The organism is Frigidibacter sp. SD6-1, assembly GCF_030143255.1.
Lineage (GTDB): Bacteria > Pseudomonadota > Alphaproteobacteria > Rhodobacterales > Rhodobacteraceae > TMP-24.
Window position 1 is genome coordinate 173,137 of sequence record NZ_JARJNR010000004.1, and the last position, 23,926, is coordinate 197,062.

25 protein-coding genes are annotated in these 23,926 nt (G+C 65.2%); 17 read left to right on the plus strand and 8 right to left on the minus strand.

Annotation, left to right across the window (positions count from 1 at the left end; translation table 11 throughout):
• Positions 1–27: 27 nt before the first annotated feature.
• Positions 28–561 (plus strand): DUF1003 domain-containing protein, encoded by a 534-nt coding sequence (locus P0645_RS09195; RefSeq protein WP_284164272.1) that lies wholly within the window; start codon positions 28–30, stop codon positions 559–561.
• On the opposite strand, the gene P0645_RS09200 is transcribed toward P0645_RS09195, so the two are convergent.
• Together P0645_RS09200 and P0645_RS09205 are read right to left on the minus strand one after the other, a co-directional pair.
• The gene (locus tag P0645_RS09200) at positions 542–1,162 is read right to left on the minus strand and encodes an aminotransferase class IV family protein (RefSeq protein WP_284164273.1); all 621 of its coding nucleotides are present in this window, start codon (positions 1,160–1,162) and stop codon (positions 542–544) included. The two genes, P0645_RS09195 and P0645_RS09200, sit on opposite strands and share 20 nt — an antisense overlap.
• Complete coding sequence (locus P0645_RS09205; RefSeq protein WP_284164274.1) at positions 1,132–2,256, minus strand: aminodeoxychorismate synthase component I; 1,125 nt, start codon at positions 2,254–2,256, stop codon at positions 1,132–1,134. Before P0645_RS09205 ends, P0645_RS09200 begins: the two co-directional genes overlap by 31 nt.
• Before the next feature lie 186 nt (positions 2,257–2,442).
• Here P0645_RS09205 and P0645_RS09210 point away from each other — a divergent pair, with 186 nt between their 5' ends.
• Positions 2,443–2,682, plus strand: a complete 240-nt coding sequence (locus tag P0645_RS09210) for an HP1242/YdcH family protein (protein ID WP_284164275.1) — start codon at positions 2,443–2,445, stop codon at positions 2,680–2,682.
• Positions 2,683–2,685: 3 nt separating this feature from the next.
• Here P0645_RS09210 and P0645_RS09215 read toward each other — a convergent pair whose 3' ends face one another.
• The 3 genes from P0645_RS09215 to P0645_RS09225 all read right to left on the minus strand — a co-directional run bounded on the left by P0645_RS09215 (position 2,686) and on the right by P0645_RS09225 (position 5,807).
• Positions 2,686–4,080 carry a helix-turn-helix domain-containing protein gene (locus P0645_RS09215; protein WP_284164276.1) on the minus strand — a complete coding sequence of 465 codons (1,395 nt, stop codon included), beginning with the start codon at positions 4,078–4,080 and terminating at the stop codon, positions 2,686–2,688.
• Positions 4,081–4,201: 121 nt separating this feature from the next.
• Positions 4,202–5,413 (minus strand): multidrug effflux MFS transporter, encoded by a 1,212-nt coding sequence (locus tag P0645_RS09220; protein WP_284164277.1) that lies wholly within the window; start codon positions 5,411–5,413, stop codon positions 4,202–4,204.
• Between the two features lie 40 nt (positions 5,414–5,453).
• Positions 5,454–5,807 carry a DMT family protein gene (locus P0645_RS09225; protein WP_284164278.1) on the minus strand — a complete coding sequence of 118 codons (354 nt, stop codon included), beginning with the start codon at positions 5,805–5,807 and terminating at the stop codon, positions 5,454–5,456.
• 188 nt (positions 5,808–5,995) lie between these two features.
• Here P0645_RS09225 and P0645_RS09230 point away from each other — a divergent pair, with 188 nt between their 5' ends.
• The 8 genes from P0645_RS09230 to scpA all read left to right on the plus strand — a co-directional run bounded on the left by P0645_RS09230 (position 5,996) and on the right by scpA (position 15,078).
• Positions 5,996–7,528: an acyl-CoA carboxylase subunit beta gene (locus P0645_RS09230; RefSeq protein WP_284164279.1), complete on the plus strand. Its 1,533-nt coding sequence runs from the start codon at positions 5,996–5,998 to the stop codon at positions 7,526–7,528.
• A 9-nt stretch (positions 7,529–7,537) separates the two neighbouring features.
• Positions 7,538–7,939: a DUF6497 family protein gene (locus tag P0645_RS09235; RefSeq protein ID WP_284164280.1), complete on the plus strand. Its 402-nt coding sequence runs from the start codon at positions 7,538–7,540 to the stop codon at positions 7,937–7,939.
• Positions 7,940–8,156: 217 nt separating this feature from the next.
• Positions 8,157–8,285 (plus strand): hypothetical protein, encoded by a 129-nt coding sequence (locus P0645_RS09240; protein WP_267633996.1) that lies wholly within the window; start codon positions 8,157–8,159, stop codon positions 8,283–8,285.
• 84 nt (positions 8,286–8,369) lie between these two features.
• Positions 8,370–8,723, plus strand: a complete 354-nt coding sequence (locus P0645_RS09245) for a hypothetical protein (protein ID WP_284164281.1) — start codon at positions 8,370–8,372, stop codon at positions 8,721–8,723.
• A gap of 325 nt (positions 8,724–9,048) precedes the next feature.
• Entirely contained in the window at positions 9,049–9,264 is a 216-nt protein-coding gene (locus tag P0645_RS09250) for a hypothetical protein (RefSeq protein WP_284164282.1), read from the plus strand.
• 101 nt (positions 9,265–9,365) lie between these two features.
• Complete coding sequence (locus tag P0645_RS09255; RefSeq protein WP_284164283.1) at positions 9,366–11,369, plus strand: acetyl-CoA carboxylase biotin carboxylase subunit; 2,004 nt, start codon at positions 9,366–9,368, stop codon at positions 11,367–11,369.
• Complete coding sequence (locus P0645_RS09260) at positions 11,366–12,892, plus strand: DUF8728 domain-containing protein (RefSeq protein WP_284164284.1); 1,527 nt, start codon at positions 11,366–11,368, stop codon at positions 12,890–12,892. The genes P0645_RS09255 and P0645_RS09260 overlap by 4 nt, the downstream gene beginning before the upstream one ends.
• Before the next feature lie 53 nt (positions 12,893–12,945).
• Positions 12,946–15,078, plus strand: a complete 2,133-nt coding sequence (gene scpA / locus P0645_RS09265) for a methylmalonyl-CoA mutase (RefSeq protein ID WP_284164472.1) — start codon at positions 12,946–12,948, stop codon at positions 15,076–15,078.
• Between the two features lie 3 nt (positions 15,079–15,081).
• Here scpA and nhaA read toward each other — a convergent pair whose 3' ends face one another.
• The gene (nhaA, locus tag P0645_RS09270) at positions 15,082–16,299 is read right to left on the minus strand and encodes a Na+/H+ antiporter NhaA (protein WP_284164285.1); all 1,218 of its coding nucleotides are present in this window, start codon (positions 16,297–16,299) and stop codon (positions 15,082–15,084) included.
• 145 nt (positions 16,300–16,444) lie between these two features.
• Here nhaA and P0645_RS09275 point away from each other — a divergent pair, with 145 nt between their 5' ends.
• Genes P0645_RS09275 through P0645_RS09295 form a run of 5 tightly spaced genes read left to right on the plus strand, consistent with a single transcriptional unit; the run spans position 16,445 to position 19,686 of the window.
• Complete coding sequence (locus tag P0645_RS09275; RefSeq protein WP_284164286.1) at positions 16,445–17,053, plus strand: VOC family protein; 609 nt, start codon at positions 16,445–16,447, stop codon at positions 17,051–17,053.
• Positions 17,053–17,538, plus strand: coding sequence for a GNAT family N-acetyltransferase (locus tag P0645_RS09280; protein ID WP_502854376.1), 486 nt, complete (start codon positions 17,053–17,055; stop codon positions 17,536–17,538). Before P0645_RS09275 ends, P0645_RS09280 begins: the two co-directional genes overlap by 1 nt.
• A 40-nt stretch (positions 17,539–17,578) precedes the next feature.
• On the plus strand, positions 17,579–18,262 hold the full coding sequence (locus P0645_RS09285) for a molecular chaperone DjiA (protein ID WP_284164288.1): 684 nt from the start codon (positions 17,579–17,581) through the stop codon (positions 18,260–18,262).
• 10 nt (positions 18,263–18,272) lie between these two features.
• A complete protein-coding gene (locus P0645_RS09290) occupies positions 18,273–19,289 on the plus strand; it encodes an endonuclease/exonuclease/phosphatase family protein (RefSeq protein WP_284164289.1) in 1,017 nt (338 codons plus the stop codon).
• A gap of 46 nt (positions 19,290–19,335) precedes the next feature.
• On the plus strand, positions 19,336–19,686 hold the full coding sequence (locus P0645_RS09295) for a hypothetical protein (protein WP_284164290.1): 351 nt from the start codon (positions 19,336–19,338) through the stop codon (positions 19,684–19,686).
• A gap of 72 nt (positions 19,687–19,758) precedes the next feature.
• Here the strand turns inward: P0645_RS09295 and P0645_RS09300 are convergent, their stop codons facing one another.
• Positions 19,759–20,700, minus strand: a complete 942-nt coding sequence (locus P0645_RS09300; RefSeq protein WP_284164291.1) for a nucleoside hydrolase — start codon at positions 20,698–20,700, stop codon at positions 19,759–19,761.
• Between the two features lie 138 nt (positions 20,701–20,838).
• Between P0645_RS09300 and P0645_RS09305 the strand changes: the two genes are divergently transcribed.
• Complete coding sequence (locus tag P0645_RS09305; protein WP_284164293.1) at positions 20,839–21,744, plus strand: hypothetical protein; 906 nt, start codon at positions 20,839–20,841, stop codon at positions 21,742–21,744.
• Between the two features lie 71 nt (positions 21,745–21,815).
• Here P0645_RS09305 and P0645_RS09310 read toward each other — a convergent pair whose 3' ends face one another.
• On the minus strand, positions 21,816–22,820 hold the full coding sequence (locus P0645_RS09310; protein WP_284164294.1) for a Fe(3+) ABC transporter substrate-binding protein: 1,005 nt from the start codon (positions 22,818–22,820) through the stop codon (positions 21,816–21,818).
• A gap of 159 nt (positions 22,821–22,979) precedes the next feature.
• Between P0645_RS09310 and P0645_RS09315 the strand changes: the two genes are divergently transcribed.
• The gene (locus tag P0645_RS09315) at positions 22,980–23,846 is read left to right on the plus strand and encodes a glycosyltransferase family 32 protein (protein WP_284164295.1); all 867 of its coding nucleotides are present in this window, start codon (positions 22,980–22,982) and stop codon (positions 23,844–23,846) included.
• Positions 23,847–23,926 lie beyond the last annotated feature (80 nt).

The following is a 23,926-nucleotide window of genomic DNA, read 5'->3' on the forward strand; positions in this document are numbered from 1 at the left end:
CCCCCGGCCTGTTCTATGGAGGGCAGCATGGACGAGCGGGTGCGCGACCTGGCGGCGAAGCTCTTGAGCGCGGGCTATGATGATCTGCCGGAGCGCGAGCAGCGTGTGTTGCGGCGCATCGCGGCGCGGGCCGCCATCTCGCGCAATGTTAACGAGAGCTTCCGCAGCGAGTTGACGTTCGGCCAGCGGGTCGCCGACCGGGTGGCGGCCTTCGGCGGGTCCTGGACCTTCATCCTTCTTTTTGCGGCGATGATCGTTGCATGGGTTGCCTCGAATCTCTGGCTGATGACGGCGCCCGCCGATCCATATCCGTTCGTGTTCCTGAACCTGATCCTGTCGATGATCGCGGCCATTCAGGCCCCGGTCATCATGATGAGCCAGAACCGACAGGCGGCGAAGGACCGCGAGGTGGCGGGGCATGATTACGAGGTCAATCTCAAGGCCGAACTTGAAATCCTGAGCCTTCACGAAAAGCTCGACGATATGCGCCAGCGGCAGTTGGAGGATCATTTCCAGCGGATCGAGGCGCGGCTCGATGCGCTCAGAGAGACGCGGGGATAAGGCCGCGCAGCGAATTGCCGACCCAGAGCCTTGCCTTTCCGAGGATATCGGCGGTCAGGACCGCCTCGCGCGCCTGACCCGACGCGAGCAGGTCCGCGCGCAGGACGCCCGGAAGGCAGCCGGAGGCGAGCGGCGGGGTCAGAAGGCCCTGGCCGAGATCGGCGAAGAGAGTGGTGATGGTTCCTTCGGCCAGTTCGCCCCGACGATTGAGGAAGAGATATTCATCCACGCCTGCGGGCAGGGCGGCACGGGCGCGGTCATACAGCGCGCGGTCGGTCGTCTTGTGGCGCCGCGCCGGGTTTCCTTCGTCGATCGGTTCGGGATGGATCGCGAGCCGCCACTGGCGCGCTGCGGGCGGCAGAGGCGCGCTGGATAGGTCTGCATCCCCCTCGCGGCCGATGGTCAGGCGGATGCGCAGCGGCGTCGGGCCGCCGACAGCGGCGAGCGCGCGGTCGACCTCTGCCGCCCTCCAGTGAAATCCAAGCGCGCCGGCAGACGCGCGGGCGCGTGCCAGATGCGCCTCCAGCCGGACGAAGGCCGACCCATCCCAGCGGAAGGTCTCGATCAGCCTCAGCTCAGGATCGCGAAGCGGGCCTTCCACAGCGCCTCCTCATATTCGTTGGCGGCGGTCGAATCCGCCACGACCCCGCCGCCGACGCCGAACCGTGCCCGGTCGCCGTCGAGCACAAGCGTGCGGATCGCGACATTGAAGCTTGACGCGCCATCCGGCGCGATCCAGCCGATCGAGCCGCAATAGACATCGCGCGGGCCCGCCTCAAGCGCGCGGATGATTTCCATCGCCCTGATCTTGGGTGCGCCGGTGATCGAGCCGCAGGGGAAAAGCGCGCGGAAGATCGCGCTGGGGGGCGTTCCGGGCAGCAATTCGCCGGTGACATGGCTGACCATCTGATGGACGGTCGCATAGCTTTCGATGGCGAAAAGCTGCGGCACCTTCACGCTGCCCGCCCGGCAGACGCGGGAAATGTCGTTGCGCAAAAGATCAACGATCATAAGGTTTTCCGCGCGGTTCTTTATGCTCGCCTGCAAATCCATCCTGAGCGCCGCGTCATGGGCGGGGTTCGAGGCGCGCGGCGCGGTACCCTTCATCGGGCGGGTCTCGATCCGGCCGCAGGCATCGGTCGCGAAGAAGAGTTCCGGCGAGCGCGACAGGATCGGCGGCGCTCCCTCCATGTCAAGGAAGGCACCGTAGGCCACCGGCTGCCGGGCCCGCAGCGCGCCATAAAGCCCCGCGGGCGTGCCGGACCAGCGCGCCTCGAGCGCCATCGTGAGGTTGGCCTGATAGATATCGCCTGCGGCAATATAGTCGAGGATGCGCTGAAGAGCGTCGGCGTGAACTTCGGCCGACCAGGCCGGGCGCAGGGTATCGAGATGCGCGGCGGGGGCCTCCTCTGCCGAGCGGGCAAGGAAGGGCGCGGGGTCGGACGGGCCGTCATAGAGGCCGAACTGCAGAAGCGGCAGGCGGCGGGCGGCGGGCATCAGCGCTGCGAGGCGCGGCTCAAGCGCATAGCCAAGCTCGTAGGAGGCAAAGCCCGCAGCCCAGAGCCCGTCCGCCTGCGCCCGGTCGAGGGCTGATAGCGCCGCCTCGACCTCCTCCGGCCGGTCGGCCCGGATCAGGGCCCTGGCGCCGTCGAAGAGTGCGGCCTCTCCCCCCGGTCCGTTTTCGACAAAGATCATTGGCCGCCCGTTTCCATAGTCCTGCCGTGGAATCGCGCGCACCATGGTCGCAATGCGGGCGTTGCGCAAGAAGCCGACCGGCGGAACTTGTGCCGATTGCGTCACCCCTGTCGCCGGTTTGACAAGGCTCAAGGTGCGGCCACCCGAACAGGTCTAGAATCGGGACAGACAGCAAGAGGAAGACAGATGTCGCACACACCGCACGAACTGGCCGAAGAGTTTCCGAGGGAGGCCGAGAAGATCCATCGTCTCAAGACCAGTGACGCCCATTTCGCGCGGCTGTCGGACGAATATCACGAGGTCAATCGCCGGGTTCACCGGGCTGAGACGAATCTCGAGCCGATGGAGGAGCTAGCCGAGGTCGACCTGCGCAAGCGGCGCAGCCATCTGAAGGACGAGATCGCGCGGTTGCTCGCTTCAGCCTGACCGTCAGGACACGTCATAGGGCAGAAGCCCCCGCCGGTCCGGGTCGATCTTCAGCTTGCGTTCCAGGGGCGGCACCGACCGCTGGTGGCAGTTCGGCCGCTCGCAGATGCGGCAGGAAATGCCGATCGGCTCATAGGCGCGGGCGTTCGTCAGGTCGAGGTCGTCGGCATAGACGAGGCCCTTGGCATGGCTCACCTCGCAGCCAAGCGCGATCGCATAGCGGCGGACCGGGGCGTTGAACGACCCGCCGGGCTTCGACACATCGCGGGCAAGGCAGAGATAGCGCACGCCGTCCGGTGTTTCGGCCAGCTGGCGGATGAAGCGGCCCGGGGTCTCGAAGGCGCGGTAGACGTTCCAAAGGGGGCAGGCGCCACCGAAACGGGCGAATTGCAGGCGGGTGGCCGAATGGCGCTTGGTGATCGTGCCCGCCTGATCGACCCGGACGAAGAAGAAGGGGATCCCCTTCAGCCCCGGCCGTTGCAGGGTCGAAAGCCGGTGCGCCACCTGCTCGATCGAGGCGCCGAACCGGTCGGCCAGCCGTTCGAGGTCGTGACGGACCTCCTGCGCGGCGGCATGGAAGGCGCGGTAGGGCATCAGCGCGGCCCCGGCGAAATAGTTCGCCAGCCCGATCTTGGCGATGGCGCGGGCGGTGTCGGACTGGAAACGCGCGAGATCGAGCGTGGCTTCCAGAAGATCGTTCTGGGTCACGAGCGCCAGCTGGTGCAGGATCTGGAACCGCTGCGTGGGCGGCGCGGTGCGGCTGGAGATGGTCAGATCGCCGCCGTCGCGGGCACGGATCTCGGCCGCGTCGGCGATCGTGATGCGCAGGCCCTTGTCGCGCAGAAGCATACTCGCACGAGACACGATATCCTGCAGCTTGCCGTCGGGGGCAGCGAACCGCTCGGCCGCGCGGTCGACCGCGTCGATGTAATTGTCGCAATAGTGGAAGAAATCGCGCACCTCTTCCCAGGGCGAGGAGCGCGGACCGGCATCATCGCGCCCGAGCGCCTCGTCAAGCGAGGCGAGCCGTTCGTGGCTTTGCCGGTAGGCGCGGTGCAGTTCCAGAAACGCGCGGGCGAAGGCCGGGGCGTTCGAGGCGGCAAGCCTGAGATCGGCGAGCGGCGGCACATTGTCGGCAAAGACCGGATCGGCCAGCGCCTCTTTCATGTCCGATACGATGCGTTCCGCGTCGCCGGTTGCAAGCTCCGTCACGTCCATGCCGAAGTCGGCCGCAAGTGCCAGAACCACCGCGGCCGACAGCGGGCGATGGTTGTTCTCCATCTGGTTCAGATAGGGCAGCGAGACGCCGAGCTTGTCGGCGAAGGCCTTCTGCGTCAGTCCCATCCGCGCCCGCGTCTCGCGCAGCTTCACTCCGGCATAGAGCTTCTGTGTGGCCATGGTACCCTCGCTTTGCTAACCACCAGATTATGGTTTGCAAAGCGGTGCCGCAAGCCGGACCCAATTTTCTTCGCGAAGAAAATTGGGGGGCGGAAAAATCTTCGCGAAGATTTTTCCGCCGTCAGCGTCGGACGCGGCGTGCCCGTCGGATCACGAGGAGGATAGCGAGGATCGACAGTGCCGAACTGGCCGCCATCACCTCCAGCAGGATCGCATGGCCGGTGACCTCGTTCAGCAGATGCCCGGTGATCGCCGCCAGAAGCGCCCCGCCGCCGATCATCAGGGCGCCGCCGAGGCCGGAGGCGGAGCCGGCCAGATGCGGGCGGACCGAAAGCATGCCGGCATTGGCATTGGGCAGCGTCATGCCGTTGCCCATCGCCATCAGGCCGGTGAAGGGGAAGAAGAGCATCGGATGCGGCGGGAAGGCGCGCGCCAGAAGCGCGCCCGCGATCAGCGTTCCGGTGGCGATGAGGGTGCCCGCGAGTATCATCCGGTCGATGCCGTAGCGCCGCGAGAAGCGTCCGGCGATGAAATTGCCAAGCGCATAGCCGATGGCGGGTGCGGCGAAATAATAGCCGATCGCCGCGGGCGATAGATGGAAGACCTTCTCACCCACGAAGGGCGCGCCGCCGAGATAGGCGAAGAAGGCGCCCGAGGCGAGGCTCGCCACCGCCGCATAGCCCCAGAAGCGCGGCGAGGCGAGGAGGGCCGGGTAATCGCGGAACTGCGCGGCGAAGCTCCGGCCGGGGGGCAGGGCGGTCTCGCCCAGATCGAACCAGACGAGCAGGGTCGTCAGGACGCCCGCAGCGGTCAGCAGCACGAAGCTCGCCTGCCAGCCGAAGCTTTCGTCAAGCGCGCCGCCAAGGGCCGGGCCGATCATCGGCACCACCGACATGGCCATGGTCACATAGCCGATCATCGAGGCGGCTTCCTCGGTGGGCACCATGTCGCGGATCACGGCGCGCGACAGCGCCATGCCGGTCGCCACCACCGCCTGCACGATCCGCGCTGCAAGAAACCAATGCGCGTCCGGTGCGAAAAGCCCGACCAGCGTCGCGGCGATGAAGAGGAGAAGTGCTGCCAGGATCACCGGCCGCCGCCCGAACCGGTCGGACAGGGGCCCGACAATGACCTGCAGAGCGGCGCTTCCGGCGAGGTAGAGAGGTACCGCCAACTGGATCGTCGCGTAATCGACCCCGAACCAGCGCGCCATGCCGGGAAGCGACGGCAGGAATATGTTCATGGCGAGCGTCGAAAGACCGGCGAGCACCACCAGCGTGACGGTATGCGGGGCGGTCGAGCGATCAAGAAAGCGGACGGAAGGGCGGCTCATCCGTCCCTGCTAGGCTCGCGGGACGGCAATGTCCACAGCCTCAGCCCCGGCCCTGAAAGACGAACCAGGCGCCGAGCGCGATGAAGGCGAAACCCAAGCCCTGCTGCCAGCCGATTCTTTCGCCGAGATAGGCCCAGGAAAAGACGGCAAAGACCGACAGCATGATCACTTCCTGGATGGTTTTCAGCTGCGCGGCGCTGAAATGGCCGTGGCCATAGCGGTTTGCGGGCACTTGCAGAACATATTCGAAGAGCGCGATCCCCCAGCTTGCGAGGATCACCACGTAAAGGGGGGCCGCCTTGAATTTGAGGTGCCCGTACCAGGCGAAGGTCATGAAGATATTCGAGGCCAGAAGGAGGCCGATGGTCAGGACAGGAACGGGGAGCGAAGGCATGATGAACTCGCGCTGATGGCGGGGAAAGATGGCGGGGCATCGGAACCACGGCGGCCGGGCTTTGGCAAGAGAATCGGGTTTGCAATTTGCATGTCGATCGCTGCCAAGAATTTGCAAATTTTCCAGAGTCCGCTTTGCGCCGCGCGTCGCGCGCCCTATAGAGGATCAATCGCGCGAGGGAGGCGGAGATGAAGGATATCCTTGAACAGCTCGAGGCCCGCCGGTCGGTCGCCCGTCAGGGTGGCGGCCAGCGCCGGATCGATGCCCAGCATGCGCGCGGCAAGCTGACGGCGCGCGAACGGATCGAGCTTCTGCTCGATGAAGGTTCGTTCGAGGAGTTTGACATGTTCGTCGCCCACCGCTGCGTCGATTTCGGCATGGAGGCGGATCGGCCCTCGGGCGACGGGGTGGTGACGGGTTGGGGCACGATCAATGGCCGGATGGTCTATGTATTCAGCCAGGATTTTACCGTCTTCGGCGGTTCGCTTTCCGAAACCCATGCCCAGAAGATCTGCAAGATCATGGACATGGCCATGCAGAACGGCGCGCCGGTGATCGGGTTGAACGACAGCGGCGGCGCGCGCATCCAGGAGGGCGTGGCATCGCTCGCGGGTTATGCCGAGGTCTTCCAGCGCAATATCATGGCTTCGGGCGTCGTGCCGCAGATCAGCGTGATAATGGGCCCCTGCGCCGGCGGCGCGGTCTACAGCCCGGCGATGACCGATTTCATCTTCATGGTGAAGGACACGTCCTACATGTTCGTCACCGGCCCCGACGTGGTGAAGACCGTGACGAACGAGATCGTCACCGCCGAGGAACTGGGTGGCGCCTCGACCCATACGAAGAAATCCTCGGTCGCCGATGGCGCCTTTGAAAACGACGTCGAGGCGCTGGCCGAAATCCGCAGGCTTTTCGACTTCCTGCCTTTGAACAACCGCGAAAAGGCGCCGACCCGCCCCTTCTTCGACGATCCCGCGCGGATCGAGGCAAGCCTCGATACCCTGGTGCCGGACAACCCCAACCAGCCCTACGACATGAAGGAGCTGATCCAGAAGGTCGCGGACGAGGGCGATTTCTTCGAGGTTCAGAAGGACTACGCGGCGAACATCATCTGCGGGTTCCTCAGGATCGAGGGGCAGACGGTCGGAGTGGTCGCCAATCAGCCCATGGTTCTGGCGGGCTGTCTGGACATCGATTCCAGCCGCAAGGCCGCGCGCTTCGTTCGCTTCTGCGATGCGTTCGAAATCCCGATCCTGACGCTGGTCGATGTGCCGGGCTTCCTGCCGGGCACCAGCCAGGAATATGGCGGCGTCATCAAGCACGGCGCGAAGCTGCTCTTCGCCTATGGCGAGGCGACGGTGCCGAAAGTCACGGTGATCACCCGCAAAGCCTATGGCGGCGCCTATGACGTGATGGCCTCCAAACACCTGCGCGGCGATTTCAACTATGCCTGGCCCACGGCCGAGATCGCGGTGATGGGGGCCAAGGGCGCGGTCGAGATCCTCTATCGCAGCGAACTGGCCGACAAGGAGAAGATCGCGGCGCGGACGAAGGATTACGAGGACCGCTTCGCCAACCCGTTCGTCGCCGCGGAAAAGGGTTTCATCGACGAGGTGATCATGCCCCATTCCACCCGGCGGCGCGTGGCCCGCGCCTTCGCGAGCCTGAGGGGCAAGAAGCTGACGAACCCCTGGAAGAAGCACGACAATATTCCGCTCTAGGCCTCGCCCGTGAAACCGTTCGCCGCCGCGCTTTGTCCATTTCTCCTGCCGCTGGCGGCGGCGGCCGCAGATATTCCCATCCCCGTACCCTCAGGACAGACCGTGACCTATTTCGAGACGATCCAGAACGCGCAGGGACCGGAGGGGCTGACCTACCGCTTCCGCTTCATCGCACCCGCGATCGCGCGCGACGGCGGGACGGTCGATGCCGATACAGCACTTCTGGATATGGAATTCCTCTGCAACACCTTTGCAATGAAGGCGGTCCCCTCGACCGGGCCGCAGCCCGCCCAGATCGTCATCAGCCTCGCCGACCGGCCTGTGCCCTTCGGCGAGCCCGCCCCCGAGGCCACCCAGTTCTTCGAGGCCTTCCGGCCCGAGGATGGCGCCTGCGTCTGGGAGGGGTTCTGATGATCGCCTCTCCGCAAGGGAAATGGAAATCCACCCTTGATCAGGGTGCGCTTGGTGCAATTCAGCCACAACCCGGCAACTTCGGATTGAGCCATTGTGCGGGGAGTCCTGCCTCTGCTATCCTGCGCTCGGGTCGGAATGTTCTGACACCGAACAAGAAACTGAAATTGGCGGGCGCCCGGTCGGGCGAAACCGCCGTTGAGAGCAGGAGAATACCATGTCCAAGAAAGTCCTCTTCGCGGCGATGCTCGTCGCTCTGGCCGCTGCTTGCGCCAAGAAGGAAGAGACCACCTATGTCGAACAGCCGGTCTCGCAAGAGCCCGTCTACACCGGCAAGTACAACTGATTTACTGACTGTCTCCTGCCGGGTCCGGGCCGATGGCCCGGTCCCGGCCCGCCGGTGCGAGACCCCTGCAAGGAGGGTCCGCCCATGCTGAAGCACCGTGGTTTTCCCGGCCGCCTGCCCGGCACCGATTTCCAGTTCACCATCCGCCGCGCCAACCCCAAGGGGGTGACGAAGCTCGTCGCGCGCGAGCGGTTCCGCGACCGCGCCCCCGCCGACAAGCGGGCCGATGCGGGCTTCATGGCCGCTTTGTGGGAGGCGTTCGGCGAAGAGCCGTTCGAACGCGGCAATCTCGACGCAGGCCGCCTGTCGTGGCTTTTCGGCCGCGAGGTCGTTCCGGCCGAAGAGCCGTTCGACCCCGAAAGCTATGAAGCCCGGCTGCAAATTGACGTGACCCGGGCGCGCGCCGCCTTTCCGGAAGCCTTCGGGACGGAGGAATAGGCATGTTTCCGCGCAACCCAGACGGTCACTGGCAGGATGCTGCCGAAGGTGCGGCGGTCGTCCAGTTTGGGTTTGCGTCATCGCCGGATGTGCCGCATCGTCACCCACAGATCCCGTTCCGTTGCACCCGCGGGATCTGTGTTTGTCAAAACCGTTACCCTTCCCCTTCTGGGCGACCTGATCCATTTCGGATCAGGTCGCTTCGTTTGCCGGATGATCGGCAAATCTCAGCCGACGCGGATTCCGCCCGCGCTTTGCGCTTCCACGGACGGGCGGCATTCTGTAGCTTCTGCGCCATAACAACCTTGTCTGGAGGCAGAGCAAAATGTCGAAATTCACACTCATCGCGGGCCTTGTCGCCGTTGTCGGCCTGTCGGCCTGCGTGCAGGGCCAGGGCGGCGGCATCAATGCCAACTGCGCGCTCATGGGCGCGGCCGGTGGCGCGGCGCTTGGCGCAGTCACCGATAACAACCTCGCCGAAAGCGCGATCGTTGGCGGTGCGCTCGGTGCGGGTGCCGGCGCGACCGGCCTGTGCCGTTAATCATCTGATCGCGGCGCCCGCGCGCCGCGCCAATCTGACATCGGGCCATCGGAGCATCCGCTCCGGTGGCCTTTTTCTTTCGCTGTAGGGGACGGGCCGAGATGTTCAAGAAGATCCTGATTGCCAACCGGGGCGAGATCGCCTGCCGCGTCATCAAGTCGGCCCGGAAGATGGGGATCAAGACGGTGGCGGTCTATTCCGACGCCGACCGCAATGCGCTGCATGTGCAGATGGCCGACGAAGCGGTCCATATCGGTCCGCCCCCCGCCGCCCAATCCTATATCGTCATCGACAGGATCATGGCCGCGATCCGCGCGACCGGCGCCGAGGCGGTGCATCCCGGTTATGGCTTCCTGTCCGAGCGAATGGATTTCGCGGCGGCGCTTGAGGAGGAGGGCGTGGTCTTCATCGGGCCCCCGTCACCCGCGATCGAGGCGATGGGCGACAAGATCACGTCCAAGAAACTTGCCAGGGAAGCGGGCGTCTCGACCGTGCCGGGCTACATGGGCCTGATCGCCGACGCCGACGAGGCGGTGAAGATCAGCCGCGAGATCGGTTATCCGGTGATGATCAAGGCCTCCGCTGGCGGCGGCGGCAAGGGCATGCGCATCGCCTGGAACGATCAGGAGGCTGCCGAAGGCTTCCAGTCCTCGAAGAACGAGGCGGCGGCGAGCTTCGGCGACGACCGGATCTTCATCGAGAAGTTCGTCACCCAGCCCCGGCATATCGAAATTCAGGTGCTGGCCGACAAGCACGGCAATTGCGTCTACCTGCACGAACGCGAATGTTCGATCCAGCGCCGGAACCAGAAGGTCATCGAGGAGGCCCCGAGCCCGTTCCTGGACGAGGCGACCCGCAAGGCGATGGGCGAACAGGCCTGCGCGCTGGCGAAGGCCGTGGGCTATACCAGCGCGGGTACGGTCGAATTCATCGTCGACGGCAACCGCAATTTCTACTTCCTCGAAATGAACACCCGCCTCCAGGTCGAACATCCGGTGACCGAACTGATCACCGGCGTCGATCTGGTCGAACAGATGATCCGCGTCGCGGCGGGGGAAAAGCTGCCCTTTGCCCAGAAGGACCTCAAGATCAACGGCTGGGCGATGGAAAGCCGCCTCTATGCCGAAGACCCGTACCGCAATTTCCTGCCCTCGATCGGGCGGCTCACCCGCTACCGCCCGCCGGAAGAGGCGGCGACGGCAACGGGCGTCGTGCGCAACGATACCGGCGTCTACGAAGGCGGCGAGATCAGCATGTATTACGACCCGATGATCGCCAAGCTCTGCACCTGGGGTCCCGACCGCGCGGCGGCGATCGAAGGCATGCGCACCGCCCTTGATGCGTTCGAGGTCGAGGGGATCGGCCACAACCTGCCCTTCTGTTCCGCCGTGATGGACCATCCGCGCTTCGTGAAGGGCGATATCACCACCGCCTTCATCGCCGAGGAATATCCCGACGGTTTTGCAGGCGCGGTTTTGGACGAAGACCGACTGAAGCGGATCGCGGCTGCAACCGCGGCGATGAACCGCGTGGCCGAGATCCGCCGCACCCGCATCACCGGCACGCTCGGCAATCATGAGCGCCATGTCGGCGACGACTGGGTGGTGACGCTGCAGGGGCAGGAATATCCGGTCAGGATCGCGGCGGACCGGCAGGGCTCGACCGTGACCTTCAAGGCCGACGGCGCCAGCCTGCGGGTGACGTCGGACTGGTTGCCCGGCCAGCCGCTTGCCCGGCTTCAGGTCGACGGGTCCGAGATCGTGCTGAAGGTCGGCAAGATCCCCGGCGGCTTCCGCATCCGCAACCGGGGTGCGGACCTGAAGGTCCATGTACGCACGCCGCGCCAGGCGGAACTGGCGAAACTGATGCCGGAAAAACTGCCGCCCGACACGTCGAAATACCTGCTTTGCCCGATGCCCGGCCTGATCGTGAAGGTCAGCGTCGAAGAGGGGCAGGAGGTGCAGGAAGGCCAGGCGCTGGCCACCGTCGAGGCGATGAAGATGGAGAACATCCTGAAGGCCGAGCGCCGGGGCGTGGTCAGGAAGATCAACGCCGCCCCGGGCGCGAGCCTCAAGGTCGATGACGTGATCATGGAGTTTGAATGACCACTCTGGCCGCCATACGCCTGCCTGTCGTCGCCGCGCTGTCGGCGCTGACAGGATTTGCGCTGTGGCAGCTGCTCGCTTTCTCGCGGGCGGGCACGTTCGAATATCCGCTCGACGATACCTATATCCATCTTGCCATGGCCGAGGGGATCGCGGGCGGTACCTACGGAATCAATCCCGGGGAACCCGCATCGGCCGCCTCGTCGATCCTTTATCCGATCCTGCTCCTGCCGTTCGCCGGCAGCGACCTTCAGCGTTTCCTGCCGCTTCTTTGGAATACGGCGGCGCTTCTTGCGCTTGCCTTCATCTGGGGACGCATCGTGCGCGAGGCGGCGCTGACGCACACCCAGGCGCTATTCCTGGCTTTGATTGGCCCCTTCGCGCTTGGCATGCCTTCCGTAGCGGCGCTCGGGATGGAGCATTCGCTCCACGCGCTTGCGGTAGGTGTGCTGGTCCAGGGACTTTGGCGCTTTCTGACAACGGGCTCGCTCGGCCCTGCACTGGTCCTGTCAGCAGTCATTGCGCCGCTCATGCGCTATGAGGGCTTGGCGCTGTCACTCCTGGCTGCTGGCGTCTTGGTCCTGCGCGGCCGGGTCGCGGCGGGCCTGGCCTTGGGGGTCGCGGTCGTGGCAGGTCCGGTGCTCTTCGGGCTATTCCTGATGGGGCAGGGTCTCGATCCGTTGCCAAGCTCGGTTCTCGCGAAACTGGGGGATGGTAGCCGCAGCCCCGATCCGGTCGCGCGCTTCCTGTTGGCCACGGACGGTCCGGGGGCCGATGTCTTCCTCTCGGCTTTGGGGCTTCTTGGCCTTGCATTCCTTTCGCCGGTCGTGCGGAAGGATCGCAATCTTGCCTTGCTCGGTGCCGTTGTTGGGGCTGCGGCCCTTGCCCACCTCCTTTCGGGAAGCCCGTTCTACTTCAACCGTTACGAACATTATGTAATGGTCATGACCGGGGTGGCACTCGTGCTGGCCTTGCCACGCCTGGGCCGCCGCCTGAGGCAGTTCGTGCCGATCGCGATGGTGCTCTGGGCCTTGTCCCATTTCTGGTACAGCACCGTCTTCTACACCTGGAACCCGCGTTCGGTTCACCTGGAGCAGGAGCAGATGGCGCGCCTGACCGACCTGTTGCCGGGTGAACCCGTGGCGGTCAACGATATCGGCAAGGTAGCCTGGAAACGAGACGTAACCGTGCTCGACCTCTGGGGGCTCGCTTCGCGCGAGGCCCGGCTCGCGCGCCTGCCGGGCACGGATGGGGCACCCGCGCCTGCAGGCTGGGCCGACGCGCTCGTGAAGAAGCATCGCGTGCGCTATGCGATGATCTACGATGAATGGATCGCAACCGGCATCGGGGCTGACTGGCGCCCGGTCGCGCAGCTGACGATGAGCCCGGAGCGTGGCCTTCAGGGTGGAGCCTATGTCACGATCTACGCGACCGATCCGGCCTTCGAGCCTGCGCTCAGAAAGGCGCTTCAAGAGCTTGCGGCGACCCTGCCGGACGGAGCGATCCTGACTGAACTGGACTGAGTTTCGCGGATGGCCCGCCGCGGCCGTTCTACCGATGAGATGAGAGGATGACGATGGCTGACCGGATGGACGACTGGCGCGGGCTGGTGACGAAGGAACTGAAAGGCCGGACGCCCGAGGACCTGACCTGGGAGACGCTCGAGGGCATTGCGGTCAAGCCGCTTTACACCGAGGCCGACAGCAAGGGGCTGGCGCATATGGGCTCTCTGCCCGGCCTGGCGCCCTTCACCCGTGGCGTGCGCGCGACCATGTATGCGGGCCGCCCCTGGACGATCCGGCAATATGCGGGCTTCTCGACGGCGGAGGAGAGCAATGCCTTCTACCGCAAGAACCTCGCCGCCGGGCAGCAGGGCGTGTCGGTCGCCTTCGACCTGGCCACCCACCGGGGCTATGACAGCGACCATCCGCGCGTGGTGGGCGATGTCGGCAAGGCGGGGGTGGCGATCGATTCTGTCGAGGACATGAAGATCCTCTTCGACGGAATCCCTCTGGATCAGGTTTCGGTCTCGATGACGATGAACGGGGCGGTGATCCCGGTCCTCGCCTCCTTCATCGTCGCGGGCGAGGAGCAGGGCGTCGATCGCGCGCTTCTGTCCGGCACGATCCAGAACGACATCCTGAAAGAGTTCATGGTGCGGAACACCTATGTCTATCCGCCCGAGCCTTCGATGAGGATCGTCGCCGATATCATTGAATATACGGCAAAAGAGATGCCGAAATTCAATTCGATCTCGATCTCGGGCTATCACATGCAGGAAGCGGGCGCGAACCTCGTGCAGGAGCTGGGCTATACGCTGGCCGACGGGCGCGAATATGTCCGCACCGCCATCGCGCGCGGCATGGATGTGGACGAGTTCGCCGGGCGCCTTTCATTTTTCTTCGCTATCGGCATGAACTTCTTCATGGAGGCGTCGAAACTTCGCGCCGCGCGGCTGCTCTGGCACCGGATCATGACCGAGTTCGGGGCGAAGAAACCGTCAAGCCTGATGCTCAGGACCCATTGCCAGACCTCGGGCGTGTCCTTGCAGGAAAAGGACCCCTACAACAACGTCGTCCGCACCGCCTACGAGGCGATGAGCGCGGTTCTGGGCGGCACGCAGTCGCTCCATACGAATGCGCTCGACGAGGCGATGGCGCTGCCGACCGAGTTCTCTGCACGAATTGCGCGCAATACGCAGTTGATATTGCAGGAGGAAACCGGCGTGACGAAGGTCGTCGATCCGCTGGCGGGCTCCTACTATGTCGAAAGCCTGACCGCCCAACTGGCCGAGGAAGCCTGGAAGCTGATCGAGGAGGTCGAGGCGATGGGCGGCATGACCAAGGCCGTCGCCTCCGGCATGCCGAAGCTTCGCATCGAGGAATCGGCGGCCAGGCGTCAGGCGATGATCGACCGGGGCGAAGAGGTCGTCGTCGGCGTGAACAAGTACAAGCCCACGCGCGAGGATCAGGTCGAGATCCTCGACGTCGACAATATGGCGGTGCGCGAAGCGCAGGTGGCGCGTCTGACGAAGATCCGCGCGACGCGCGACGCGGGCACCTGCGATGCGGCGCTGGCGGAACTGGAACGCCGCGCCCGCGAGGGTGGCAACCTTCTGGAAGCGGCGGTCGCGGCGGCGCGGGCGCGGGCGAGCGTGGGAGAGATTTCGATGGCGATGGAAAAGGTGTTCGGCCGTCACCGGGCCGAGGTGAAGACGCTCGCGGGCGTCTATGGCTCGGCCTATGAGGGCGACGAGGGCTTTGCCCGTATCCAGAAAGAGGTCGAGACCTTTGCCGAGCAAGAGGGCCGCCGCCCCCGCATGCTGGTGGTAAAGATGGGACAGGATGGCCATGACCGCGGCGCCAAGGTCATCGCCACCGCATTCGCCGATATCGGCTTCGATGTGGACGTCGGCCCGCTCTTCCAGACACCGGACGAGGCGGCGCAGGATGCGATCGACAATGACGTGCATGTCGTAGGCGTCTCGTCGCAGGCGGCGGGCCACAAGACGCTGGCGCCGCAGCTGATCGAGGCGCTGAAGGCGAAGGGGGCGGGCGATATCATCGTCATCTGCGGCGGCGTGATTCCGCAGCAGGATTACGACTATCTGAAGAAGGCGGGCGTGAAGGCGATCTTCGGGCCGGGCACCAATATCCCGGCCGCCGCGACCGACATCCTGTCGCTGATCCGCGCCGCGCGCGCGGCCTGAGCCTTATGCCTCGACCGGCCGGGGCTCTGTCCCGGCCGGTGTCACGGCAGCGGTCTCGACGTCGACCGGCCGCGCCATCACCAGCACCGCATAGCCCAGCATTGCCGAGATCGCCGAGGCGCTCAGGACGCCGATCCGCACCGCGTTCATATGGGCGATGTCGGAAAAGCTCAGGCCGCCGATGAAGAGCGACATGGTGAAGCCGATGCCCGCAAGGCAGGCCAGCCCGTAGATATGCATCCAGCCAGCGCCGTGCGGCAGGCGCGCGAGGCCCATCTTCACCATCAGCCAGACCGTGCCGCAGACGCCGATCTGCTTGCCGATGACCAGACCCGCCGCGATGCCGAGCGGCAGCGGCGAGAAGAGGTCGCCGAGCGTCAGCCCCTCAAGCAGCACGCCCGCGTTCGCGAAGGCGAATATCGGCACGATCAACAGCGTCACATAGGGCGTCAGCGCATGTTCAAGCGAATGCAGCGGCGATTTTCCGAACCGGTCCTTCAGCGGGATGAAGAAGGCCGTCACGACGCCCGCAAGCGTCGCATGGACGCCAGACTTCAGGACGAGGAACCACAGGATGGTTCCCAGAAGGATCAGGGGCGCGATCCGGTGCGCCCCCGCGAGATTGAGCGCGAGCAGCCCGCCGAGCGGCAAGAGCGCGAGGATGAGGTAATGCAGATGCAGTTCGCTCGTGTAGAACAGTGCGATGATCAGGATGGCGCCGAGATCGTCGAGGATCGCAAGCGTCAGAAGGAAGATCTTCAGGCTCGCAGGCGCGCGTTTTCCGACCAGTGCCAGAACGCCCACGGCGAAAGCGATGTCGGTCGCGGCAGGAATCGCCCAGCCGCCGCGTGTCACCGGGTCGGACCAGTTGAAGATCAGGAAGATGAGCGCAGGAACAACCATCCCGCCGACCGCCGCCGCGCCGGGCAGCATCACGTCGCGCGGGTTCTTCAGCTTGCCCTCCAGCATCTCGCGCTTCAGTTCCAGCCCGATCAGAAAGAAGAAGACCGCCATCAGCCCGTCGTTGATCCACAGGATCAGAGGTTTGGACAGGCCCTGACCATCGAGGAGGATAGCGAAGGTTCTTTCCAGCCCCGCGTAATAGTCCGCGCTCCATGTCGAGTTGGCGGTGAACAGGGCGCAGGCCGCAGCCAGCATCAGAAGAACCCCGGGGGCGGCATCATGGCGGAAGAAACGGGCGATTGCGGCGACGGACTGCATGGGGCTCCTCTCCTCGGGCGGGTTCGGCCTGACATGGGGCGAATTGCCGGGATATCAACCATGCGCGCTGCGAAAAACCCCCTTGCCCGCGCTTTTCGCGCTTCTAGGATCGCGGGCAGGCGAACGGAAAGGCTGCGGAGGCGAGATGTGGGCGCTTGATCATCTGGCGGTGACCGCCCCGACATTGGCAGAGGCAGCGGATCATGTGGCTTCGGCGCTGGGCGTCGCGCCCGGTCCGGTCGGTCACCACGCCCATATGGGCACGCACAACCGGCTCGTCGGCCTCGGGCCCTCCGACTATCTCGAAGCCATCGCTGTCGATCCGGAGGCGCCAGTGCCCGCCTGGCCGCGCTGGTTCCGGCTCAGCGAGACGCCGACACGGGCGCGCCTCACCAACTGGATCTGCCGGGTGCCCGACCTTGACGCTGCATTGAGTGCCGCCCCAGATGGCGCCGGCGTGCCGATCGCGCTCGCGCGCGGCGATTTCCGCTGGCGCATGGCGGTGCCCGTCAGCGGCCTACTGCCTTTCGACGATTGCTTCCCCGCGCTTCTCTCCTGGCAGGGCGGCCTCAAACCCTCCGACCGGCTTGCCGACAGCGGCTGCCGCCTCGTCCGCCTCGAAGTCGCCCATCCCGAGGCCGACCGGCTGCGCGCCCTCTTGCAGCTTTCCGATGCGCGGATAGAAATCGTCCCCGGCGCGCCCGCCCTTCGCGCCACGTTCGACACGCCCGGGGGCAGGAGACGGCTTGAATGATCATCCGCCCGGCCGAGGACGCCGACCTTCCCGCCATCGTCACGCTCTGGAACCCGGTGATCCGCGACACGACCATCATCTTCCATTCAGAGGAAAGGGACGAGGCGACGGCGTCCGGGATCATCGCGGCCCGCCGCGCGGCTGGCCACGAGTTCTTCGTGGCGATGGAGGGCGATACGCTCCTTGGCTTCGCCACCTATGCCCAGTTCCGCGCCGGAAACGGCTATGCCCATGCACTTGAACATTCGATCATCCTCGATCGCGCCGCCTGGGGTCGCGGGGCGGGGCGGGCGCTGATGCGATCGCTTGAGGATCACGCGCGCGCGGCGGGGGGCCATACGCTTTTCGCCGGTGTCTCGGGCGAGAATGCCGCAGGTATCGCCTTTCACGAGAAGGTGGGCTTCCGGACCGTCGCCGTGATCCCCGAGGCCGGGCGCAAGTTCGGCCGCTGGCTCGACCTGGTCCTGATGATGAAATTTCTTTGAATCTCTGGCCTTTCCGGCCCGAGACGCTATTCTCCCGGCCATGTCGATCTGGACCCGCATCGCCGATGCCCTGTCCGCGCTTCGCCAGGGCGAAGGGCTTGCTGCGGTCTTTGAAAAGCTGCGCACGCCGCCTGAGAAGACCGTGGGCTTCACCATCGCCGTCATCGCGCTTGGCGCCAAGATGGCCAAGGCCGACGGTCAGGTGACGCGGGACGAGGTGCGGGCTTTCCGCTCGGTCTTCCTGATCGCGCCCGAGGACGAGGCGAACGCCGCGCGCGTCTTCAACCTCGCCCGGCAGGATGTGGCGGGGTTCGATCACTATGCCCGCCGGATCGCGGGCATGTTCGGCCCGGGCGATCCGGTGCTGATCGACCTGGTGGACGGGCTTTTCCACATTGCCGTTGCGAACGGCGAGTTCCATGAGGTCGAGGAGGATTTCCTCAGGACGGTCGCGGACATCTTCGGCGTGGGCGAGCGCTGTTTCCGCACTATGCACGCCCGTCATGTGCCCGGAGCGCCGCGCGATCCTTTCGAGGTGCTCGGGCTGGAGCCGGGCGCCCCGGTCGAGGCAGCGCGCGCCGCCTGGCGGCAGGCGGTGAAGGAAAGCCACCCCGACGTGCTGGCGGCGCGCGGCCTGCCCGAAGAGGCGATCCGCCTGGCCGAGGACCGGCTGCGCGACGTGAACCGCGCCTGGGAAGAGATCAACCGCAAAGTCCCGGCCTGAGGTCGAGGCCATGCGGATTGCCACCTGGAACGTCGAATGGTTCACCAATCTCTTCGACGCGCGCGGGCGGCTTCTGGAGGATGAGGACTGGTCCTCGCGCTACAAGGTCACCCGTCGGCAACAGATTGAATCCATCGCCATCGTTCTGACGGCCATCGACCCTGACGCTGTCATGATCATCGAGGCACCGGACAACAACCGCCGCCGCCAGACGGTGCCGATGCTGGAACGGTTCGCCGCGCGCTTCGACCTGCGCTGCCGTCGCGCGATCATGGGGTTTCAGAACGAGACCCAGCAGGAAATCGCGCTTCTCTACGACCCCGACGTGCTGACCGTGCAACATGACCCCAAAGGCGGGGCCGAGGGCGAGACGCCGCGCTTCGACCAGTCCTACATGATCGACCTTGACGTGGATGGCACGCTCGACCGTGTCGCCTTTTCGAAGCCCCCGCTGGAACTGCAGGCCGAGACCCGCGAGGGCAAGCGCTTTCGCCTGATCGGCGCGCATCTGAAGACCAAGGCGCCGCATGGCGCCACGACCCCCGAGCAGGTGCAAAGGATCGCCATCGCCAATCGCCGCAAGCAGCTGGCCGAATGCATCTGGCTTCGGGCCCGGGTCATTGAACATCTGAAGGCGGGCGACAGCCTTCTGGTGATGGGCGATCTTAACGACGGCCCCGGCCTTGACGAGTACGAGAAACTCTTCGGCCGCTCGGGGGTGGAGATCGTGCTGGGCTGGGACGAGCCGCGCGAGACGCGGCTGTACGATCCCCATGCCCGCATCGCCTACTCGAAGAAGACAGGCGTCGCACCGATGACCGCGCGCTTTTATCTCGACACCGAGAAACGCTATTTCTCGGCGCTGCTCGATTACATCATGGTCTCGCCCGACCTGCGCGCGCTGAAGCCCGCCTGGCGCATCTGGCATCCGTTCGACGACCCCCATTGCTATCAGGTGCCGGAATTGCGCGAGGCGCTTCTGATGGCGTCGGATCATTTCCCGGTCAGCATCGACCTGCCGATCTGAGCGCGCCGCCCTTAACAGGCGCCGTCGGGCAACCTATATTCCTGCCATGCGTATTGTGACGGTATCCCTTCTGCTCGCCATGTCCGCCTCGCCGCTCCTGGCCGAGACGCCTCTCCCGGCCGACCCCTCGACCAAAGAGGGCATGAGCCTCATCGAGGAGGGCGCCAGGATCATCCTTCGCTCGCTTCTGGACGACGTTCAGCCGAAGATGGAAGAATTGCAGAAGGGCCTTGATCAGGCTCTGGCCGAGATGGGGCCCGCGCTGAAGGAACTGCTCCTCAAGATCGACGATTTCCGCAACTATCACCCGCCCGAGGTTCTGCCTAACGGCGATATCATCATCCGCCGCAAGACCCCGGCCGAGATCGCCGATCCCGACGGACAGATCGAGCTGTAGGGCCAAAAATCTTTGAAGATTTTTGGCAAGAGTTTTCGAAAACTCTTGCCCGCCGGACCCCGCTCTTTCGCCTCAGAACCGCCCGATCCGCTCGGTCAGAAGCGCGAAGAACCGGTCGCGGTCGACCGAGCCCATGAACATCGCGTTCGGCGCGTTCTTCGTCACCCGCCACCAGTCGGCCACGGTCATCCCAAGCGTGTGGGTTCCCTCCAGTTCGATCGCCACATGCACATGGCGGCCGGTGAAAAGGTCCGGTTCGATCAAATAGGCGATGACGCAGGGATCATGCAGCGGCGCGCCCTGCGAGCCGTATTTCGCCGTGTCGAACCGTTCGAAGAAATCAGTCCAGCTGGCCACCGCGCGGCCGACCTCTGTGCCGAGGCTGCGCATCCCCTCGACCCAGTCGCGCGAGGTCAGCGCCTTGTGGGTGACGTCAAGCGGCATGACGACCAGCGGCACGCCCGCGCGGAAGACGATATCGGCGGCGTCGGGGTCGACATAGATGTTGAACTCTGCCGCGGGCGTGATGTTGCCACCCTCAAAATAGCCGCCGCCCATCAGCACGATTTCCGCAACGCGGCCCACGATATCGGGGGCCTTCTCGAAGGCGGTCGCGATGTTCGTCAGCGGCCCGAGCGGGCAAAGTGTGACCGAACCCGGCGGTTCCCGGCGCAGCGTCTCGATGAGGAAATCGACCGCGTGCGCGTCTTCCAGTGGCATGGTCGGATCGGGCAGGGCGACGCCATCGAGACCGGTCTTGCCATGCACATGTTCGGCGGTGACGAGTTTGCGTTTCAGCGGCCGGTCGCAGCCCGCGAAGACCCGGATGTCGGTCCGCCCCGCCAGTTCGCACACCACGCGAGCGTTCTTCTGTGTCAGGGCCAAGGGCACGTTCCCCGCGACGGCGGTTATCCCGAGGACCTCCAGCTCGGGCGAGGCGAGGGCGAGGAGAATCGCCACGGCATCATCCTGCCCGGGATCGGTGTCGATGATGATCTTGCGCGCAGAGGCCATGAATACCTGCCTTTTCGGGACGAATTCCAGGCGGCACACTGACAAGAAGACCGCGGGAAAGTCCAGTGCCGCAAGAGCGCCAAACGGCCGCCACAATCGCCGGTAATGGTTCGTTAACTCTCGGGGACGGGTTGAGACATGGGCGAACACGACCAGCCGGTCTTCCTGCATGTTGGCGGGACGACTACGGGCGCCGAAGACCTTGTGGTCTATCTGGCGGCCAACCGCGCCGGGCTGCGGCGCGCGGGTTACGGGCTGCATTGCTTTGACGTCATCGGCGGCGAGGTTGACGGGCTTTCCGACCTGATGCCGGGCCCGGCCGCAGACGAAGCCGCGATCGCGGATGCGGCCGCGCGGCTTGCCCGCCGTCTCGCGCCCGACCGCAAGGCGGGGGAGGAGGGCTTTGTCCTTTCGATGCCCGACCTTGCCGGGCCGATGCAGGAACTGCTCATCGGCCGGTTCCACAGCGCCGCCCGTGTCCGCGCGCGGACGCTGGCGCGGGCCCTTGGCCAGCCAGTGGAACGGCTGGTGATGGTGGTGCAGCCCTATGAGGTCCTGTTCCACGCCGCCTGGATGCGCCTCGCGCTCGACCGCCGGATCGACGCTTTCGCCGACTATGCCGAGCTGCTCGCAGCCTTCCGGGGCGGCTGGGCCGAGCTTGGTTCCATCCTGGTCGAGGAGCTGCGGGTCCGGGAACTTGTCGTCCAGACCGCGCCCGTGGCGCCCGCCCGGTTCGTCGCCGATCTGGTGCCCGGGCTGAAACTGCGCCAGCCCGTCGAACCGCAGGCCAAGCCGCGCGTCACGCCGAGTGCGGTCGCGATGATCCAGCGCTGCCTTGCGCAGGGGACCCGCCTGCAGCCCGGCCAGCGCGACCGGCTGATCGCCTTCCACGCCCGCCAGCCGCAGATCGCGCCGGACTACGGCTTCTCGGCGCTGGCGCTGTCGGACCTGCGGGGCCGCTATGTCGCCGATCTGGCTTCGCTGCAGCAGGATCATCGCGCCATCGTTCATGGCGCCATGCAGACGGCACTTGCCGCCGAATAGGGGACACCCTCAACGCAAAAGAGAACGCCCGGCAGGTCCTGCCGGGCGTTCCTGCTTCGAGGGGGCTGCGATCAGCCGTCGAAACCCACTTCTTCCATCAGCTTCAGCGCCGCGGGGCGCAGCTTGGCGATCTCCGACAGGTTCAGGCTGTCGGGCGTGAACGCGCCCCAGCTCTTCACCAACTCCGACTGCTCGACCCCCGGCTTCACCGGGAATTCGTTATTGATCTCGGCATAGATCTTCTGCGCTTCGTCGGACGATAGGAATTCCATCAGCTTCAGTGCGGCCTCCTTGTTCGGGGCGGCTTTCGTCAACGCCACGCCCGACACGTTCACATGCGTGCCGCCACCTTCGAAGACCGGATAGACGATGCGCACCGAATTGGCCCATTCGGTCTGTTCGGGGTCCGCAAGCATCGCGCCCATGTAATAGGTGTTGCCCAGCGATATGTCGCATTCGCCCGCCCAGATCGACTTGACCTGATCGCGGTCGCTGCCCTCGGGTTTGTGGGCGAGGTTGGCGCGCACCGCCGTTGCCCATTCCTTCGCATAGGCCTCGTCGTGATGGCCGATCATCGCGGCCATAAGGGCGAGGTTGTAATCATGTGTACCCGGGCGGGTACAGATGCGGCCTTTCCACTTCGGATCGGCCAGATCCTCATAGGTCGTGACCTCGCCGTCGGCCACACGATCCTTCGAGGCATAGACGATTCGCGCGCGGGTGGTCAGGCCGAACCAGTGGCCCGCCGGGTCGCGGTATTCGGCGGGGATGTTCGCATTCAGCACGTCCGAAGCGACCGGCTGCGTGACGCCCGCATCCACCACCTGCTGCAGCCGAGCGATATCGACCGTCATCACCAGATCGGCCGGGCTGCGATCGCCCTCGGCCACCAGGCGCTCGACCATGCCCTTGTCGATCGTGGCGACATTCACCGCGATCCCGGTCTCGGCGGTGAAAGCGTCGAACAGGGGCTGCACGAGTTCGGGCTGGCGGTGGGAATAGACATTCACCTCGTCAGCCGCTGCCTGACCGGCGACAGTCGCGAACAGAAGGGGAAGAAGAACGGTCGTGCGCATTGTTGATTCCTTTAGTCGGGATTTCCTCGTTTCGATACGTCCGGTGCGGCGACCTGTCAATCCTTACTAATTCCGTCTGACATAATCTCGACGCCGGTGTCTTGGCAAAGCGGCAAAGGCCGGTGATAGATAGATCGTGGAAACGGGAAGGAACGAGTGATGAGGCAGGAGTATCAGATCGCGGCCCTCTGGATCGGCGGCGATCTCAGCTATCTTGAGCAGCTTTGCCTGAAATCCTTTCTCGACGTCGGCCACCATCTGAAGCTCTATTCCTACGAGCCGATCGGCAATGCGCCAGAGGGTATCGAACATGCCGATGCAAGCGATATCCTGCCCCAGGCCAATTTCCTGCGCCATGCCCGCACATCGAGCCCGGCGCTGCATTCCGACCTGTTCCGCTATCATCTTCTGAAGAAGGTCGACCGCACGATCTGGGCCGACACCGATGCCTATTGCGTGAAGCCCTTCGAAACCGCGACGGGCCATTTCTTCGCCTGGGAAAGCGACAAGGATGTGAACGGCGGCGTTCTCGGTCTGCCGCCGGACAGCGAGGCGCTGGGCCAGCTCTTGGACTTCACGCAGGATGAGTTCGCCATCCCTGTCTGGTACGGCAAAAGCTACCGGGAGGAGTTGGAGGCGGCACGCGATGCGGGCAACCCCATCCATGTCGGCGATCAGCCCTGGGGCGTCTGGGGGCCGCATGCGCTTAGCCATTTCCTGAAAGCGACGGGCGAGATTCGCCATGCGCTGCCGCGCGTCGCGCTCTATCCGATTTCCTTCAAGGACCGTATCCTCCTGACCCGGCCCGGCGTGCCGATGGCTGATCATGTGACGGCAGAGACCTATTCGATCCATTTCTACGGCCGCCGGATGCGGCGGCGGTTGGTCGAGAAGTTCGACGGTATCCCGAAGCCGCGCTCGATCATCGGCCAGCTCCTGAAGAAGCATGGCATCGACCCGACGCTTGCGCCGATCCCTTACCACGCGCGCCCCGCCGATACCGAGGACGAGCAGGAAGAGGCGTGAGAGCCTTCAGGATGCAGCGTTCATGCGCGGCTTGCTGCCGGGGCGGCCGACTTTTCGGAACCGTTATTGCCTAACGGACG

Bases quoted from the DNA above. Each gene is read 5' to 3' on its own strand.
- P0645_RS09195 (WP_284164272.1), top strand. From the start codon at position 28: ATGGACGAGCGGGTGCGCGACCTGGCGGCGAAGCTCTTGAGCGCGGGC.
- P0645_RS09205 (WP_284164274.1), bottom strand. From the start codon at position 2,256: ATGATCTTTGTCGAAAACGGACCGGGGGGAGAGGCCGCACTCTTCGAC.
- P0645_RS09210 (WP_284164275.1), top strand. From the start codon at position 2,443: ATGTCGCACACACCGCACGAACTGGCCGAAGAGTTTCCGAGGGAGGCC.
- P0645_RS09215 (WP_284164276.1), bottom strand. From the start codon at position 4,080: ATGGCCACACAGAAGCTCTATGCCGGAGTGAAGCTGCGCGAGACGCGG.
- P0645_RS09220 (WP_284164277.1), bottom strand. From the start codon at position 5,413: ATGAGCCGCCCTTCCGTCCGCTTTCTTGATCGCTCGACCGCCCCGCAT.
- P0645_RS09225 (WP_284164278.1), bottom strand. From the start codon at position 5,807: ATGCCTTCGCTCCCCGTTCCTGTCCTGACCATCGGCCTCCTTCTGGCC.
- P0645_RS09230 (WP_284164279.1), top strand. From the start codon at position 5,996: ATGAAGGATATCCTTGAACAGCTCGAGGCCCGCCGGTCGGTCGCCCGT.
- P0645_RS09240 (WP_267633996.1), top strand. From the start codon at position 8,157: ATGTCCAAGAAAGTCCTCTTCGCGGCGATGCTCGTCGCTCTGGCCGCT.
- P0645_RS09245 (WP_284164281.1), top strand. From the start codon at position 8,370: ATGCTGAAGCACCGTGGTTTTCCCGGCCGCCTGCCCGGCACCGATTTC.
- P0645_RS09250 (WP_284164282.1), top strand. From the start codon at position 9,049: ATGTCGAAATTCACACTCATCGCGGGCCTTGTCGCCGTTGTCGGCCTG.
- P0645_RS09255 (WP_284164283.1), top strand. From the start codon at position 9,366: ATGTTCAAGAAGATCCTGATTGCCAACCGGGGCGAGATCGCCTGCCGC.
- P0645_RS09260 (WP_284164284.1), top strand. From the start codon at position 11,366: ATGACCACTCTGGCCGCCATACGCCTGCCTGTCGTCGCCGCGCTGTCG.
- scpA (WP_284164472.1), top strand. From the start codon at position 12,946: ATGGCTGACCGGATGGACGACTGGCGCGGGCTGGTGACGAAGGAACTG.
- nhaA (WP_284164285.1), bottom strand. From the start codon at position 16,299: ATGCAGTCCGTCGCCGCAATCGCCCGTTTCTTCCGCCATGATGCCGCC.
- P0645_RS09275 (WP_284164286.1), top strand. From the start codon at position 16,445: ATGTGGGCGCTTGATCATCTGGCGGTGACCGCCCCGACATTGGCAGAG.
- P0645_RS09285 (WP_284164288.1), top strand. From the start codon at position 17,579: ATGTCGATCTGGACCCGCATCGCCGATGCCCTGTCCGCGCTTCGCCAG.
- P0645_RS09290 (WP_284164289.1), top strand. From the start codon at position 18,273: ATGCGGATTGCCACCTGGAACGTCGAATGGTTCACCAATCTCTTCGAC.
- P0645_RS09295 (WP_284164290.1), top strand. From the start codon at position 19,336: ATGCGTATTGTGACGGTATCCCTTCTGCTCGCCATGTCCGCCTCGCCG.
- P0645_RS09300 (WP_284164291.1), bottom strand. From the start codon at position 20,700: ATGGCCTCTGCGCGCAAGATCATCATCGACACCGATCCCGGGCAGGAT.
- P0645_RS09305 (WP_284164293.1), top strand. From the start codon at position 20,839: ATGGGCGAACACGACCAGCCGGTCTTCCTGCATGTTGGCGGGACGACT.
- P0645_RS09310 (WP_284164294.1), bottom strand. From the start codon at position 22,820: ATGCGCACGACCGTTCTTCTTCCCCTTCTGTTCGCGACTGTCGCCGGT.
- P0645_RS09315 (WP_284164295.1), top strand. From the start codon at position 22,980: ATGAGGCAGGAGTATCAGATCGCGGCCCTCTGGATCGGCGGCGATCTC.